The organism is Enterococcus sp. DIV0183 (genome assembly GCF_050541505.1).
Classification (GTDB): domain Bacteria; phylum Bacillota; class Bacilli; order Lactobacillales; family Enterococcaceae; genus Enterococcus; species Enterococcus faecalis.
Map to the genome: position 1 here is coordinate 2,237,113 of NZ_CP172932.1, position 15,617 is coordinate 2,252,729.

The following is a 15,617-nucleotide window of genomic DNA, read 5'->3' on the forward strand; positions in this document are numbered from 1 at the left end:
AGGAGGGAATATTTTTTGACTGTTTACTTAAGAAAAGCAGAACCTTCTGATTTGCCTGACATACTTGCTATCATTGAAGATGGCCGCCGCACCTTACAAAAAAGTGGCATTCCCCAATGGCAAAACGGCGATGGCCCGAATCAAGAAATTTTAGCAAAAGATATCGACCAGCAAACTTGCTATATTTTAATGGTTGAGGATGCCTTGGCAGGCGTTGGTGTTTTATGTTCGGAGATTGATCCTGCTTATGAAGCGATTTTTAATGGTTCTTGGCAACCTCATTCTCAAACTACGTATACGGCAATTCATCGTGTTGCTCTAAAAAGTTCCTTTCAAGGTCAAGGACTGGCTTTGGTGCTTTTGCGCTCACTGGTTACAGCCGCTCGTTTGCAAGGTGCTACTGATATTCGAATCGATACACATCCACAAAATCTCGCTATGCAGCACCTGATTAAAAAAGCTGGCTTTGTTTATCAAGGTGACGTGATTTTAGATGTTAACGATGGCGAACGTTATGCTTATCAGATGATATTGAAATAAAAAAGTTAGGGATAGCTGCCAGATTGACAGCTATCCCTAACTTTTTACATCTTATGAACACTATGAGCGCTTTGAATGCCCTCACAGGCTTCTTTACAAGCTTGATTAATTAATAAATAAGAGGATTCTTTTTGGCGGATTCCTAATTGATATTTCAATTCATCTGTCACTTGGCAAGATTCACTTAATGCCTCTAACCAGAAAAATACTCCTTCTTTATACGTATCTAATCCTTCTAGCAAGATTTTCGTTGCTTCTTTATCATAATACGGCTCTAAATTTTTACGAAACATCATTTCTTCTGTAAAAAAACGATTCACATTATTTCGGCAAAACATATAAGTGTCACGGCCTCTCCGATGTGCAGCCTGATTACAACCGTATTCTTGAACTTCTTTAGAGATGGCTTTGAAAATTTCGTTATATACTTCAATTCTTTGCATAATTGACAAAATGGTATCTGTATAACTAAACATAACTCCTTGCTCCCTTCCCCTTCTAAGTAACAAAAATTTGCTTGTTACTTTCATTATAAAGGGAATGTTGGGTTTATATCAAATGATACGCTGTTTCCTTGCTAAAATCCTTCGTTTTTTCCTTAGAAGAATAATAAGTAAGCGGATTATTTAATCTGTTATGTTCGGATTTTCTACACTTGGAAAATAAATTATTTTATAAAGCCATTTTCCGTTTTAACTGATGGCAACGGGCCGGTCTGTGTATTGCCAGGAACACCAATATACGTATTGCCGTTGATGGAAGTCATTTCGTTTTCCTCAGCTGCTTCATCTTGAACGGTATAATCACTTTGATATAAAAATTCACCGTTCGTATGGAAGACATAGCCGTCTTGATCTCGTTCATCTGGCTTTTCTAAATTTAAAGACACACGTAATTGATGACGGACATTTTCAATACTATCTGGATATAGTTCAACCATACTGCGCCCTTCATTACTAAAAGTGCGCCAGTCAAAAGAAAGCTGTTGTTTATCATAATTGGTCCAAGTCAAACCTTCTTTGACTAAATGAGTCAATTCATTGGAATCCACATCAGTTTGAATGTTTCCATTTAACGAATCAATAATGTCCATTATTTTCATGATTGATTGACCAGATTTCAACTTGTCTTCAACTGCTTGAATAATTTCTTGTTGTCGGAATCCACGCATAATATCGTTATCGCTATGTCTTTCACGGGCATAAGATAAAGCTTTCGTACCATCTAAATGCTGTTTCCCTGCATCAAAATGAATGGATCCTGGCCCGTCTTTGGTGACACCATCAAATGCCTGCTTGACATTGACATCTATGCCGCCAACTGCATCAATTAACTTAATAAAAGATAAAAAGTTAAACACAACGTAATGATTGATTGGAATATTCAATAATTTCTCAACTGTGTTAACAGAAGCTGTTGGTCCATCGTAGGTATAGGCGGCTTCAATTCGCTGCATCCCTTGGTAATTTTTCGCATCAATTTGCACAAAACTATCCCGTGGCAAACTTAAATAGGTTATTTTCTTCGTCTTGTTATTCACGGTAATCACCATCATAGCATCAGTCCTAGTTGTGCCTAATTTCCGTTCAATTGTATTGTCTAGCCCCATAATCAAAAACGATTGACTATCTTTATTTTGCGCTTCATTATAATCATTTTTTATGGGAACATAGCCTTTATCAATTGTTTTCTTTAAATAGCTACCCGCTACAGCAAAGTATGCTGAGCCGACTGTGACAAAAAACAAAATGATGACTAAACTAATTAAGCTGATTTTTCGCTTCCTACTCATTGGCTGTACTTCCTCTCTCTTGAAAAGTCTCCACCATCATTACTACTCCTCTAAGCAGACAAGAGACAAGTCTATCTTACCAGTCCCTTTCAAAACTAAACATAGCAGAATTTATATAGGGGTATAACCTAGAGGAAACAAAAAAGAGGGGCTTGTTTGTTTAAAAGCCTCTCTTTTTTGTTATTTATTTTTGTGTTCTTTTTTGAACAATTCCACCATTTTTTGCTGTGGTTTTGGAAAAACATAGTCCGAAAATTGTTGTGCTGCCACCCATCGCTGCGACTCTAGTGTGGCTAATTCGCCTGTATTTCGGCCATAAAAGACTAAGATATGCCATTTTAAATGACTGAAAATATGAACGACTTCGCCTAAGGCACGTTTTTGCCAGACAACTGTTTCATAGTCCGTAAAAAAGCTGACAGGTTCTTCAGCGACCAAAGGCTCTGTTACAGGCTCTAACTCTAAAGTTAATTGTTTTTCCGTTTCTGCTGGTTGCGCCAGTTTTTGCAATTGTTGAAATTGTTTTTTGCTAATTTCTTCAATCGGAAACAGCCACATATTAGCTAACAAACCGGTTTCAGGGCGTTGTTCTAATAAAAATTCTTGCTTTTTATTTTCAATAATAGTGCCGACATAATACACATCTTTCGGCTTAACTTTTTTTGATTTGACTGGATAAGCGGTCATTTTATCTGCCTGATAGGCCGCACAATATTGCTGAAGCGGACAGCTTTCACACTTAGGGGAAGTTGGGGTGCAGACGGCTGAGCCTAGATCCATTAAGGCTTGATTAAAATCCCCTGGACGCTCACGATCGATGATTTTAAGCATCGCCGCTTCAAATACTTTACGACTACTCGCTTTTGCAATATCTGCATCAATTTCAAATAAACGGCTCACTACCCGCATGACGTTACCGTCAATTGCTGGTTCGGGGAGATTAAAGGCAATACTGCCAATCGCACCAGCCGTATAGGGGCCGATTCCTTTTAAACTCCGAATATCTTCGATTGTGTCAGGCATTTTCCCACCAAATTCTGAAACAATCTGTTGCGCTGCCACTTTTAAATTACGCGCTCGTGAATAGTAACCTAACCCTTCCCAAGCTTTCAACAACTTATCATCTGGCGCTTCCGCTAAATCTTGAATCGTCGGAAACCATTCCATAAATCGATAAAAATAATCAATGACTGTATCTACGCGAGTTTGTTGTAGCATAATTTCAGAAATCCAAATACGATATGCATCTGTATTCGCTCGCCAAGGTAAATTGCGTTTTTCTCGTTCATACCAAGCTAAAAAATCTTCCTGGAATGAACTAACTTTTGCGGGACTCCACGCCTCCCAAGGCTCTTTATTCGTCATGTTCTACTTCCTTTTCGCTAATAAATTGCTGAATCAAATCATAGTCAAACCCTTTTTGGAATAAGCTTTGTTTGACTTTTTGGACTTTTTTAGAAAAATCAAATCGCTGATTAGCACGCCATAAACGTTCGCCTTCCTTGTTTAACGCTTGTTGTTCTTGTTCTTCGTCCTTTTCAAAAGCTAAAGATTCCAAAGCTAGATCAATGATTTCATTTGTAAAGCCCTTTTGCATCAGATGCAGACGCGTTTTCTGAAGTGCATCTTTAAAACTTTTAGTTCGATAGCGTTTCATGGCTTTTTCTGCAGTTGCTGTGGCAACATTAAGCTGTTCATCTAACGTATAAAAGGTCAAGCCATGCTGAATATCTTCTTCACTAATGCCTTTTTGCTTTAATTGTTGTGCCACATTTCGTGGTCCTTTATCACTGGTTCGCATAGCTGTACGTACGTAACTTTCACTAAAAATTGCATCATCCAACAACCGCAGCTCTTCTAAACGTTGAACGATTTTTACTCGATCTTCAGGTACAATTTCTTTCTCTTTTAAATAAGTAAAAATCTCTTTCTTTGAACGTAATTGATAGCTTAAATAATTCATCGCCATTTGTAACCCGACATCATAAGAACTGGCTTTTTTTATTTCTTCTATTAAAGTATCTGATAACTCTTGGCCTTTTAGCAGACGCTGCCGTACTAAAATATCTTCCGAGACACGCAGTTTTTCGCCTGAAGATAGCCAAAGTAGATAAAATTCACCTTTATCTTTACTAATTCGTGTGATTGTTGTCATCTTATTCTCCTGCCCCTCTAAATCAGAACATATATTCTACTATACCATAGAATCCTTGGAAGCCAAATAAATAAAAATGTGCTAAAATGGGAGGAAGTGAAAAATGTGAGATGACTAAAGGATGAAAGAATATGACCCAACAACTAGTAAAAAAAGGCCAACAAATTTCTTTAAAAATTAAACGATTAGGAATTAATGGCGAAGGTATCGGCTATTATAAAAAATTAATTATTTTCGTTCCTGGGGCGCTACCGAAAGAAGAAGTGACTGCCACGATCACAAATGTTACACCCAAATTTGCTGAAGGAACCCTTCAATCTGTCAAAAAAGCTGCTAAAGATCGCGTGGTCCCTCCTTGTCCTGTCTATGAAACATGTGGCGGCTGCCAACTACAACATTTAGCCTACAAAGCACAATTAGACTTTAAAAAAGATTTATTAAAGCAGGCGCTTAACAAATTTAAGCCAGTCAATTATCAAAACTATGAACTACGAAAAACAATTGGGATGGAGAATCCTTGGAATTATCGAAATAAAGCCCAATTCCAATTACGCCAAATCGATGGCCAAGTAGAAGCTGGTCTCTATCAAGCTGATTCACATCAATTAGTACCGATTGATAACTGTTTGGTCCAACAGCCTGCGACAACCAAGGTGATGAATACATTAGTTGATTTATTGAATGACTTTCAATTACCAATTTATGATGAACGTAAAAATAGTGGTATCTTTCGAACATTAATGGTTCGAGTGGGCATCCAAACTGGCGAAGTCCAAGTAGTGTTCATTACACAATCGCAGAAATTTCCACAAAAAGAAAAAATGGTTCGCGCAATTAATGAACAATTACCAGAAGTTGTTTCTATTATGCAAAATGTCCAAAATAAAAAAACCTCTCTAGTAATGGGTGATGATACCCTTCACTTATGGGGCAAAGAAAGCATTGAAGAACACATTAACGACGTTGTCTTTGATTTATCGCCGCGAGCATTTTTCCAATTGAATCCAGAACAAACGGAAGTTTTATATAATGAAGGAATCAAGGCCTTAGATTTACAACCAAACGAAACTGTTGTTGATGCTTATTGTGGCGTCGGGACCATTGGCTTAAGTTTAGCGAAACAAGCGCATCAAGTTCGTGGTATGGATACCATTCCCGCCGCAATTGACGATGCTAGATTCAATGCAAAACGACTTGGTGTTACGAACACACATTATGCTGTTGGAACAGCTGAAGACTTATTACCTAAATGGTTCAAAGAAGGCTTTAAACCTGATGCCATTGTAGTTGATCCCCCACGGACTGGTTTGGATCGTAAATTATTAACGGCCCTTTTGAAACAACCACCTAAGAAAATGGTGTATATTTCTTGTAATGTATCCACGTTAGCACGTGATTTAGTTCAATTAGCCAAAGTATATCAAGTAGACTATTTACAATCTGTTGATATGTTTCCACAAACCGCTCGTTGTGAAGTTGTCGTAAAATTAACGAGAAAATAAAAAAAGGAGCGTGGGACAAAAATCACTTTGGATTTTTGCTCCACGCTCAAAAACTGATAAACGGCGGGAACAGAACCAACACTACGCGTTGCTCCGATCTCAACAACTTCTAAGAGCTAAAGCTCTAAGAGTTGAAGGTCCTTCGGAAATAAGCCGAAATTATCCAAAAATTAAAAAGCAATTTTCGGAAATTTCTTCTTATTTCTCGGAGCTAAACGGTTCTGTCCCGACCTCCTTTAACTAATTAAACAATTATTTACTTAATTAGCTATTTTTTCGTCCGAAGAAGAATGAAACCACAGCAACTAAAATTACTGCCCCAATAATTGATGGCACAATTGCCATACCTGCTACGTGAGGACCCCAGCTACCTAAGATTTTTTCTCCGATAAATGAACCAACTAAACCGGCAACGATATTCGCAATCCAACCCATTGATTGACCTTTGCTTGTAAGCGCGCCAGCGATAGCACCGATAACAGCACCAACGATTAAAACCCATAAAGTATGCATAAAATAATTCCTCCTAAATGCTTTATCTAGCGAATAATTCGCTATGTTACTATTATGGACTACTTTTATTAGATAACAAAATAGTTTGCTTGTTTCCATGAAAAAAAAGCAATAATTTCTGATAATTTCATTAAAAAAACTCAGAACAGGAGACCGATGTGCACTGTTCTGAGCTTTTATTTAAGAAATTGTTGGTCGTTTTACTCGTTCATGTGCGACATCCGCTGCTTGAATCTCTTTATTATTAAAAGGTGTTAAGCGGAATGCCAATTGGAATTCTTCAAACGTAGTCCGGTATTTTTCTAATTGCCACTGGCCACAAGAGTAGCTACCTAGGGCGTTTTGTTTGTAATCGATATTTAAAACAACATACTCACTTTCTTGTACTTCATTGGTATGCTTAGCAACATCTAGCGCTTGTTCTTCAAAATAAGAAACACTAAAATTATATGAATCAGCCGCTGTTGCTACTACCCCTTGGCCGCGATCATCCGTGAATGCGGACCATTTAGTCGCCATGTGGTTACCATTGGCTTGTGGAACAACATAATTAGTGAACATTTCCGCCACTGTAGCATCATAAACGCCAAGTAAACCAGCTTCTTGTGAATCTACATAGTTTTCTCTCGGCCCTTTACCGAAATATTTTACTTCTGATAGAGACTTGTCTAAATGGAGAGTCACACCCAAACGTGGTAACATATCTGGCGCATTTTCAATTTTACCAGCAGGACTACCTTTTAAATCGAAGAAAATTTCGCCATTTGGTGCAATTAAATACTGATAGGTACATTGATAATGCCAAGCACTGTTAGTCGTTCCGTTAATTGTTTTTACGATGACTTGGATAAAATCATCAACTTTTTTCCACTCAAAAGAACGGACAATTTCATGCTCTAAATGTAAGAAATATTTCTTCTTCATTTCATCAATAATTTCCATATCATTACTGATCGGTGCCCGCCAAAATGTAAATTTCGGCCCTTTATGCAATAATTTTTTACCATCTCGTGTCACATTCGTTAAGGCACCCTTCACTTTATCAAAATTAATTGAAAAGTTTGGTCCTTCAATGTATAAATGAGGGCCAATTTCCTTTGCCATTAGCGAGCCAACTGGTGTGATCTCAATCCCTGGCGTTGCAATTGGCAACTCAAACTGTGCGGTAGCTAATTCATGACCAGCAGATGCATAGGCAGTCGTTTCTTTCAATTGATATGAAAGAGTTAAATAATAGGCGGCTCCTGCCTTTTTAGGAAAATCTAAATGATAAGGTAAGTGCAGTCTTCCTTCTGCTCTACCAGCAATTGCTGGCACTGCTACTGTCCCTGATTGAATCACTGTTTGATCTTCAGTAATTGTATAAACCAGCTTAAAGATAGCCAAGTTTTCAAAGTCAAACCGACTCAATAATGAGAATTCACCTGACAGAACGTCAATAGCGCTAGTTGTAATGGGTTCAATGACTTTTTTGTATTCATACAAGCTAGGAGATGGCGTACGGTCAGGCATCAACATCCCGTCAATACAAAAATCTTTGTTACTTGGATCATCGCCGAAATCGCCGCCATAACGATAATAAACTTCACCGTTATCTGTTACCGATTCAATGCCATGGTCAAACCATTCCCAAATAAAGCCACCTTGTAATTTATCATGAGCATAAAATAGCTCTTGGTATTCTTTTAAATTCCCAGGGCCATTCCCCATCGCATGACAATATTCACATAAAATATGCGGTTTTTTTGAATTTTCAATAATCGTATTCATCAGTAATTCTCTAGTTGGGTGTTCCAACCAAGTATACATTGTAGAATAGACATCCGTGACCTCTGCCTCAAAATCACCTTCATAATGGACCAAACGTGTTGGATCCATTTCTTTGGCAATACGGGCCATTTCAATAAAGTTATGACCAAACGCAGATTCATTTCCTAACGACCAAAAGAGAATTGATGGATGGTTTTTATCCCGTTGAATCATCCGTACCATCCGAGAAACATAAGCCGTTTCCCATTCTGGATCGTTGCTAATCCAATCATATTCTCCTGTTAATTCAAAGCCGTGACATTCCAAATCAGTTTCATCAATCACATACATTCCATATTCATCGCATAAATCATAGAAATAAGCAGATGCTGGATAATGACTGGTTCGAATGGCATTAATATTAAATTGTTTCATTAAACGAATATCTTTTTCAATTTCTTCACGACTAACCACTCGACCATTTTTCGGATTATAATCATGACGATTCATTCCTTTTAGTTTAATGGCCACACCATTGACTAAGAAAGTCTCACCAGATACATGAATATTTCTGAAACCAACTTTTTGCGGAATAACTTCGACGACTTCCCCTTCAGAAAAAACAGTTATAAATAGTTGATACAAGTATGGTTTTTCAGCTGACCAAGCAGTGACAGACGGTAAACTTACTGAAAATTCAACTGTACCTTGATTTCCTGCGACAGTCTCTTTAAGAACCGTTTTTCCCTGCTGATCCATCAACTCCAATTGAACTTGTTGTCCTTTGTCTTGCCAAAATTTACCCGTAATTGCCAAGTGGCCATTTTGATACGAATCATCTAAATCGGAAATAATAAAGAAATCTTCCAGCCCATTTTCTGGTACACCGAGTAATTCAACATCACGAAAAATACCACTTAACCACCACATATCTTGATCCTCTAAATACGTACCATCTGACCATTGATAGACTCGCACCGTTAAATCATTTTTTTCACCAATTTTAGCGTAAGGCGTAATGTCAAATTCTGCTTCATTTCGTGCACCTTTACTGTAGCCAACTTCATGGCCGTTCACCCAAACATGATAAGCTGAATCTACGCCACAAAAACGTAAAATGATTTTTTTATCGTGAAATGTTTCATCTATAGCAAATGTCCGTTTGTAAATACCTGTTGGGTTTTCCGTTGGTACATACGGCGGATTAATGGGAAAATTGTACCATAAATCAGAGTAATGCATTTTGCCATATCCTTGGACTTGCCAATTTCCAGGAACAGTGATTTGATCCATTTGGCTTGTATCAAAGTCCGTCGCAAAAAAGTTTTCTGGGCTGTATTCTGGCGCTTCTAAAAAGAGAAAATGCCAGCATCCGTTTAAATTTTTGTATGCTTGTGTATATTTATTTTCATTTAATAACGCTGTTTCTTTCGAAGGAAAGCTCGAAAAGTGTGCTCGTCCAGGCAACCGATTAATACTATCTACTTTATAATTTTCCCAAGTCTTCATAATCCATTTCTCCTTTACCAACTTCATTTTTTTCTTTTGTTTCATATCGTTTCCAACAAATCCAAGCAAAGCCCATAAAGACAATTAACCCAATGATGTTATACGCCAACATGCCCAGTGGACTAGCGGTTCCTTTCGGTAACGTGCCATTGATTTCTTCCATGATTAATTTTGGATCCGGCACAGTTGACATAAAGAATACAAAGATAAAAATGGCTAATAAGAAAATTCCCGCAATTAAGCCAAAGGTTCGATTACCAAAGCGGAAACTTCTCGGCATTGTTTCTTTTTTCCAACGAAGCCCAATATAGGCGATTAACAAGAACAAGACAGGCACTAATGACGTAGAAGCTGTCATATTAATTAACGTTTCTAAAAAGCTATCCATATTTCCAATTCCTAATGCTGGAATGGCAACTAAAATCGTCACAATAATTCCTTGAACTAACAAAGCATTGGTTGGATTTCCCTCTTCGTTCGTTTTCACTAGCCACTTACCGAAGACCCCATCAGGAATTTCTGAGAAAAATACTTTAACTGGTGCTGCCGTCCACAGAGCCAAAGAACCAAGACTTCCGACAAATAAGATAATTCCTACTAAGCGCACCATCATTGCTGCGGGAATATGGAAATACGTACCTAAAATTTTAAAAATATCAAAAATACCATTTGAAAAATTTCCTTTTAAGACGTCCGTTGGCACTACCAAACCTACAGCAACGGCACCAAGAATATACATGATACCGACCGCAATCGTTGCACCAATCATCGTGCGGACAAACGTTTTATTGCCGCCTTTAACATCCTTAATATATACACCGATACTTTCACCACCGCCAACAGCTTGTAAAATCCACGCCATCGTCATGAAAAAAGTCCAATTAAAAGTTGGCATAATTGACGTCGTGGTAAACTCTTGTGCTGGTTCATTGCCAAAACCAAACACGACGACAAAGGCTAAAACCACAAAAGCCACGCCCATAAATAAACGAGCACCACCCGCTAAGCTAGTCACTTTCGAAATCCACGAAACCCCTTTAATACAAACCCATGTCATTAACCAAAATAACAGAATAGAAATCACTGCAATTATTTTAGTACTATGGTTTCCTTGAAAAACGTTTTGACCTAAAAAAGCGTATGAACCATAAATCAATGTATTCGGTAGCAATGAACAGAAGAAAAACAAGTTGACAAAGAAATACGACCAAGCGCCTAAAAATGCCCATTTAGGTCCTAGCACAGATTCCAACCAACTGTGAACACCTGATTCATTTTCAGAATTAGCAGAAGCAAATTCTGCAATCATTAGAATAAATGGTAAAAAGTAAAAAATAGAGCCGAATAAATATCCTGGAATAGTTGCTAGGCCAATCTGAATACTGTTGTTAACAATGCTGGGAAAGGCAAAAACCGCTGAAAAAGTCATGAGCATCAATGCGACAGAACCTAATCGTTCCCGTGAATGTGTTGCCATTTTACTACATCCTCTCTTTATCAAATTAATTAGTACTCACACATTGTAAAACGCTTACAGTTTTTTAAAAATAAAAAATGTTGCCTATTTCTTGTAAAGATGTTGACTTTTAGAAAGCCTTTACATACTCTTATAAAGAGGTGATAGCATGCAAAATGTTTTTACAAATAATGTCAGCATCCTGATTAATGATCAACCTATTAGCCAAGAATTTCATCTTTATGAAGCTGGCTATGAAAAATGCCGTCCGACAAAACCAACTGAGTTTGCCCCCATTAATTATTGGGTTTTGCATTATTGTAGCGATGGTGAAGGCTATTTTTCAACACCCTTTATGGAAAAACAACACATTACCGCTGGCGATTTGTTTATGATCCCAGCCAATTGTCGCAATATTTATTATCCTAATCGGCAAAATCCTTGGACCTATCATTGGGTCGGTTTTGTTGGAGATCTTTCGTCTCAGTATTTAGAAAAAATAGGCCTGACTACCGAAAATTGTATTTTAAAAGGAACTGTTGATAAGAAATTAGAAAGTTTATTTAAAAATATTTACCAAGAAGCGAAGAAACATAATCATTTTGGCAGCTTAAGTGAAAGCTTTCAATTGTTGAATTATCTAGAGCATCATTCCGTTACACAGCACGAAAATCAAAGCCAACAATTATTTAACCAAATAAAAATGGCTATTCACGAAAATTTTTCAAACAATCTTTCAATTAGTCAATTAGCTTCTGAGTATAACATTGATCGTAGCTATTTATTTAAGCTATTTCAGCGTTATGAACAAACAAATCCTAGTATTTATGTACAAAACTTAAAATTGCAAAAAGCCTGTTCTCTATTAAGAAAAAGTTCCTTAACCATCACGGAAATCAGTTTTGAAGCAGGTTTTTCTTCACCTTCTTATTTTTCAAAATTTTTCTTCCAGAAAAAAGAGATGACACCTCGACAATATCGTCAACAGTTTTTGACTTAAAATAAATTGTCATTATTCTTAAATCTGTATTTTTATCCTTTTAAAAGATTGACGAAGTTTTCGCTATGCAGCATACTTGTCAATCTTTTATATAATGACTAATTTACTCGAAACTACCATTAAGCAAATACAGTACTTCTTTAACCAACACCTTTGAAATATTTTGACACTAATGTAATAGTCTCTACGGATCGTATTTTTGATAGATTAATAGTTTAAAATTTATATTTTTTATCACCTAGTATATATTCTTAAGCTTTTCTTAATATTTAATTGTTACAAAAATATTTCAAAAATGTTACAATAGGTAACGAAAGGAATGATTAAAATGAAAAAAATGTTTTTAGGACTCTTTTGTTTTGTTTCGATTACCACACTATCAGTTTCTAATGTATGGGCAGAAGATTCGGCTAATGAAGCTTCTGTGGAAAAGTCAACAGTTACTTCTTTAACTCAAGAAACTTCAGCAACAACAATTAATGCTTCAACTGATTCAACAGCACTTACAGCTGAAAGCGAGGAACTTCCATCGCTTCGTCAAACACTTCTTAATTACGTAGGTATGTATGGTTTAACAGAAACCTTGATAAATCGTTTATCTGATGACGAACTGGACTACGCAAAAAAAGTTTCGTTTCATTTTGTAAACCAAGACATCAGTGGAACAGCGAGAATGATTACTAAATTATATGGTGAGAAACCTATCCCGGAGGACTCCTACTCTACAGATTACTCAACATTAACGATTGATGACTTAAAAAATTATTTACCTCAAATTCGACTTTCGTTAATTTATGTATATGATTTAAATAGTGATGTTGTAAATAATTTAAGCGATCAAACACTCGTCGATTTAATTAATCAAGTCAAGGTAGACTACGCTAACCAAAATTACCCATCTGATGTCCGTGGTGATTATGGTTTAGCAGCAATGGCAGATAAAATAAAAGCAAACGATTATACGTCAATTAATCAAAGTGCTGAAAGTGTTTCTTCGGATACTACTAATACAGAATCTACATTACAAACAACTACGAGCAGTTCGAAGAAAGCTACTACATCAAGTTCAACCGAGCACAAAAAGGGGATATTTCCCAGTACTGGCGAAAAAAAATCAGTTTTATTTACTATCATTGGAATCATCTTACTATCTTTAGTTAGTATATTCATTATAAAAAATAAAAAGAAATAGACCTACTATTCAGTCACTATTTAAATAATTTGCTTTTTATCAAATAATATTGGTAACGAGAATTTATAGAAAATTATCAAATCCAGAGGTTAAGATCCTCTGGATTTTCTCTTTAGCTAGGAATGCTTATCTTTATTAAACGAAAAGATTATTTTGACAATCAATTCACTAACTTTACCACCATTTAAAAGCTTAATAAAAAAGAACCCTTGCAACACAAGGGTTCTCGAACATTCAAAAGTTGAATGAATTATTTTACTGTTACTGAAGCGCCAACTTCTTCTAAAGCAGCTTTTAAAGCTTCTGCTTCTTCTTTAGAAACAGCTTCTTTAACTGGTGCAGGAGCGCCATCAACTACAGCTTTAGCTTCTTTCAAGCCTAAGCCAGTTGCTTCACGAACTGCTTTGATAACTTTAACTTTTTGATCGCCAGCTGCTGTTAATTCAACAGTGAATTCAGTTTGTTCTTCTGCTGCTCCACCTGCTGCTGGTCCAGCTACTGCTACAGGAGCTGCTGCTGATACGTCAAATTTTTCTTCGATAGCTTTAACTAATTCGCTTAGTTCTAAGATAGTTGCTGTTTCTAACTCAGCAACGATGTTTTCAATGTTTAATGCCATTTTGAATTTCCTCCATTTAAATTAAAATTGTTTGTTTTTTATTGGTTTGAATTAGACTGCAATTAAGCAACTTCTTCGTTTTTCTCTGCCACTGCTTTGACAGCGTAAGCCACGTTGCGGACTGGCGCTTGTAATACAGATAATAGCATAGATAGTAAACCTTCGCGGTTTGGTAGTTTTGCCAACGCAGTAATTTGTTCCACTGAAGAAACTTTTCCTTCGATGACGCCACCTTTGATTTCTAATGCTTTTGCATCTTTAGCAAATTCGTCGATGATTTTAGCTGGTGCTACTACATCGTCGTTGCTGAATGCGACAGCAGTTGGGCCTGTAAAGACTTCGTCTAAGCCGTCTAAACCAACTTTTTTAGCTGCACGAGAAAGGATTGAGTTTTTGATGACTTTCATTTCTACGCCTGCATCACGTAATTGTTTACGTAAGTTAGTGACTTCTTCAACTGTTAAACCACGGTAGTCCACGATTACAACTGATGCTGCTGATTCAAATTTCTCAGCGGCTGCTTGAACTAGGGTTTCTTTTTTAGCGATTGCTGCTTCACTCATTTATTTCACCTCCTGATTTTGATGGTGGAGTTGGACTTGGTTTACGTTATGTAAAGTAGAAGAATCAAATGAAACTTCGCTCACTTCGTTCGCCAAGTATTGTTTTACATCGGCTTTTTTTCAAAAAGTCGTGTAAAACAACAAAACTCCATGCCACCGTAGACATAGAGGGACCGAATTGTATATAACTCAACAATTGTCCTCGGTAGGAAATTAAGACTTGCGTCACCTACTGTCTTCGGTACAGTTAATTATTAACCTCACTCACTTTACCATAGGGTAAGTGAGTGAGTCAAGAATTTTTTAATTATTTTCTTTCAAATTAGAAAGAAGCTTGGTCAACGTGGATTCCAGGTCCAAATGTTGTTGTTACTGAAATGTTTTTGATGTATTGACCTTTAGCAGTTGATGGTTTAGCTTTCAATAATACGTCGTTAATTGTGTTGAAGTTTTCAACCAATTTTTCGTTATCAAATGAAACTTTACCGATTGGTACGTGGATGTTACCAGCTTTGTCAACGCGGTAAGTTACTTTACCAGCTTTAACTTCTTCAACAGCTTTTGTAACGTCCATTGTTACAGTACCCGTTTTAGGGTTTGGCATTAAACCTTTTGGTCCTAAGACACGGCCTAATTTACCAACTGTAGCCATCATGTCAGGAGTCGCAACAACTACGTCAAAGTCGAACCATCCACCTTGGATTTTTGCAACCATGTCGTCGTCGCCTACGAAATCTGCACCAGCAGCTTCAGCTTCTTTAGCTTTTTCGCCTTTAGCGAATACTAAAACAGTTTGTGTTTTACCAGTTCCGTTTGGAAGCACAACTGCTCCACGGATTTGTTGGTCTGCTTTTTTAGGGTCAACGTTCAATTTGTAAGCAACTTCAACTGTTGCGTCAAATTTCGCGATGTTTGTATCTTTTGCTAAAGCTACTGCTTCTTCAACTGAGTAAGCTTTTGTAGCATCAACTTTTTTCAATGCTTCTTGCATTTTTTTGCTCTTTTTAGCCATTTTGTTTCCTCCTTG

The 15,617-nt window shown here is 37.0% G+C and carries 14 protein-coding genes and 1 other annotated feature; of the genes, 4 read left to right on the plus strand and 10 right to left on the minus strand.

Going from position 1 to position 15,617, the window contains the following annotated elements; genetic code table 11:
- The first annotated feature begins 15 nt into the window (after positions 1–15).
- Positions 16–540, plus strand: coding sequence for a GNAT family N-acetyltransferase (locus IGK72_RS10835; protein ID WP_002362532.1), 525 nt, complete (start codon positions 16–18; stop codon positions 538–540).
- 44 nt (positions 541–584) lie between these two features.
- Here the strand turns inward: IGK72_RS10835 and IGK72_RS10840 are convergent, their stop codons facing one another.
- From IGK72_RS10840 to recX, 4 genes are all read right to left on the minus strand, one after another.
- Positions 585–1,070 carry a hypothetical protein gene (locus IGK72_RS10840; RefSeq protein WP_002356444.1) on the minus strand — a complete coding sequence of 162 codons (486 nt, stop codon included), beginning with the start codon at positions 1,068–1,070 and terminating at the stop codon, positions 585–587.
- Positions 1,071–1,207: 137 nt separating this feature from the next.
- The gene (locus IGK72_RS10845; protein WP_002374081.1) at positions 1,208–2,332 is read right to left on the minus strand and encodes an LCP family protein; all 1,125 of its coding nucleotides are present in this window, start codon (positions 2,330–2,332) and stop codon (positions 1,208–1,210) included.
- A 180-nt stretch (positions 2,333–2,512) separates the two neighbouring features.
- On the minus strand, positions 2,513–3,697 hold the full coding sequence (gene mutY, locus IGK72_RS10850; protein WP_002372293.1) for an A/G-specific adenine glycosylase: 1,185 nt from the start codon (positions 3,695–3,697) through the stop codon (positions 2,513–2,515).
- Entirely contained in the window at positions 3,687–4,487 is an 801-nt protein-coding gene (recX, locus tag IGK72_RS10855) for a recombination regulator RecX (protein ID WP_002356439.1), read from the minus strand. The genes mutY and recX overlap by 11 nt, the downstream gene beginning before the upstream one ends.
- A gap of 131 nt (positions 4,488–4,618) precedes the next feature.
- On the opposite strand from recX, the gene rlmD reads away from it, so the two are divergent.
- A complete protein-coding gene (gene rlmD / locus IGK72_RS10860; RefSeq protein ID WP_010820222.1) occupies positions 4,619–5,989 on the plus strand; it encodes a 23S rRNA (uracil(1939)-C(5))-methyltransferase RlmD in 1,371 nt (456 codons plus the stop codon).
- Positions 5,990–6,253: 264 nt separating this feature from the next.
- On the opposite strand, the gene IGK72_RS10865 is transcribed toward rlmD, so the two are convergent.
- From IGK72_RS10865 to IGK72_RS10875, 3 genes are all read right to left on the minus strand, one after another.
- Complete coding sequence (locus IGK72_RS10865; RefSeq protein ID WP_002356434.1) at positions 6,254–6,502, minus strand: GlsB/YeaQ/YmgE family stress response membrane protein; 249 nt, start codon at positions 6,500–6,502, stop codon at positions 6,254–6,256.
- Between the two features lie 180 nt (positions 6,503–6,682).
- The gene (gene ebgA, locus IGK72_RS10870; RefSeq protein WP_031324268.1) at positions 6,683–9,805 is read right to left on the minus strand and encodes a beta-galactosidase subunit alpha; all 3,123 of its coding nucleotides are present in this window, start codon (positions 9,803–9,805) and stop codon (positions 6,683–6,685) included.
- Complete coding sequence (locus IGK72_RS10875) at positions 9,738–11,237, minus strand: amino acid permease (protein ID WP_002359464.1); 1,500 nt, start codon at positions 11,235–11,237, stop codon at positions 9,738–9,740. The genes ebgA and IGK72_RS10875 overlap by 68 nt, the downstream gene beginning before the upstream one ends.
- A 148-nt stretch (positions 11,238–11,385) precedes the next feature.
- Here IGK72_RS10875 and IGK72_RS10880 point away from each other — a divergent pair, with 148 nt between their 5' ends.
- Both IGK72_RS10880 and IGK72_RS10885 read left to right on the plus strand, forming a co-directional pair.
- Positions 11,386–12,216: an AraC family transcriptional regulator gene (locus IGK72_RS10880; RefSeq protein WP_002356429.1), complete on the plus strand. Its 831-nt coding sequence runs from the start codon at positions 11,386–11,388 to the stop codon at positions 12,214–12,216.
- 319 nt (positions 12,217–12,535) lie between these two features.
- Positions 12,536–13,408: an LPXTG cell wall anchor domain-containing protein gene (locus tag IGK72_RS10885; protein ID WP_002379759.1), complete on the plus strand. Its 873-nt coding sequence runs from the start codon at positions 12,536–12,538 to the stop codon at positions 13,406–13,408.
- Between the two features lie 250 nt (positions 13,409–13,658).
- Here IGK72_RS10885 and rplL read toward each other — a convergent pair whose 3' ends face one another.
- The 3 genes from rplL to rplA form a co-directional block, all read right to left on the minus strand.
- Positions 13,659–14,027: a 50S ribosomal protein L7/L12 gene (rplL, locus tag IGK72_RS10890; protein WP_002356427.1), complete on the minus strand. Its 369-nt coding sequence runs from the start codon at positions 14,025–14,027 to the stop codon at positions 13,659–13,661.
- A gap of 62 nt (positions 14,028–14,089) precedes the next feature.
- Positions 14,090–14,590: a 50S ribosomal protein L10 gene (gene rplJ / locus IGK72_RS10895; protein ID WP_002356426.1), complete on the minus strand. Its 501-nt coding sequence runs from the start codon at positions 14,588–14,590 to the stop codon at positions 14,090–14,092.
- 130 nt (positions 14,591–14,720) lie between these two features.
- Positions 14,721–14,850: a sequence feature (ribosomal protein L10 leader region), on the minus strand.
- Positions 14,851–14,912: 62 nt separating this feature from the next.
- Positions 14,913–15,602, minus strand: coding sequence for a 50S ribosomal protein L1 (gene rplA, locus IGK72_RS10900; protein ID WP_002356425.1), 690 nt, complete (start codon positions 15,600–15,602; stop codon positions 14,913–14,915).
- Positions 15,603–15,617 lie beyond the last annotated feature (15 nt).

What these genes read in the sequence shown, in the direction of transcription:
- recX (WP_002356439.1), bottom strand. Translation starts at nt 4,487, where the DNA reads ATGACAACAATCACACGAATTAGTAAAGATAAAGGTGAATTTTATCTA.
- rplJ (WP_002356426.1), bottom strand. Translation starts at nt 14,590, where the DNA reads ATGAGTGAAGCAGCAATCGCTAAAAAAGAAACCCTAGTTCAAGCAGCC.
- IGK72_RS10880 (WP_002356429.1), top strand. Translation starts at nt 11,386, where the DNA reads ATGCAAAATGTTTTTACAAATAATGTCAGCATCCTGATTAATGATCAA.
- rlmD (WP_010820222.1), top strand. Translation starts at nt 4,619, where the DNA reads ATGACCCAACAACTAGTAAAAAAAGGCCAACAAATTTCTTTAAAAATT.
- mutY (WP_002372293.1), bottom strand. Translation starts at nt 3,697, where the DNA reads ATGACGAATAAAGAGCCTTGGGAGGCGTGGAGTCCCGCAAAAGTTAGT.
- IGK72_RS10840 (WP_002356444.1), bottom strand. Translation starts at nt 1,070, where the DNA reads ATGAAAGTAACAAGCAAATTTTTGTTACTTAGAAGGGGAAGGGAGCAA.
- IGK72_RS10885 (WP_002379759.1), top strand. Translation starts at nt 12,536, where the DNA reads ATGATTAAAATGAAAAAAATGTTTTTAGGACTCTTTTGTTTTGTTTCG.
- IGK72_RS10875 (WP_002359464.1), bottom strand. Translation starts at nt 11,237, where the DNA reads ATGGCAACACATTCACGGGAACGATTAGGTTCTGTCGCATTGATGCTC.
- ebgA (WP_031324268.1), bottom strand. Translation starts at nt 9,805, where the DNA reads ATGAAACAAAAGAAAAAAATGAAGTTGGTAAAGGAGAAATGGATTATG.
- IGK72_RS10865 (WP_002356434.1), bottom strand. Translation starts at nt 6,502, where the DNA reads ATGCATACTTTATGGGTTTTAATCGTTGGTGCTGTTATCGGTGCTATC.
- rplA (WP_002356425.1), bottom strand. Translation starts at nt 15,602, where the DNA reads ATGGCTAAAAAGAGCAAAAAAATGCAAGAAGCATTGAAAAAAGTTGAT.
- IGK72_RS10845 (WP_002374081.1), bottom strand. Translation starts at nt 2,332, where the DNA reads ATGAGTAGGAAGCGAAAAATCAGCTTAATTAGTTTAGTCATCATTTTG.
- rplL (WP_002356427.1), bottom strand. Translation starts at nt 14,027, where the DNA reads ATGGCATTAAACATTGAAAACATCGTTGCTGAGTTAGAAACAGCAACT.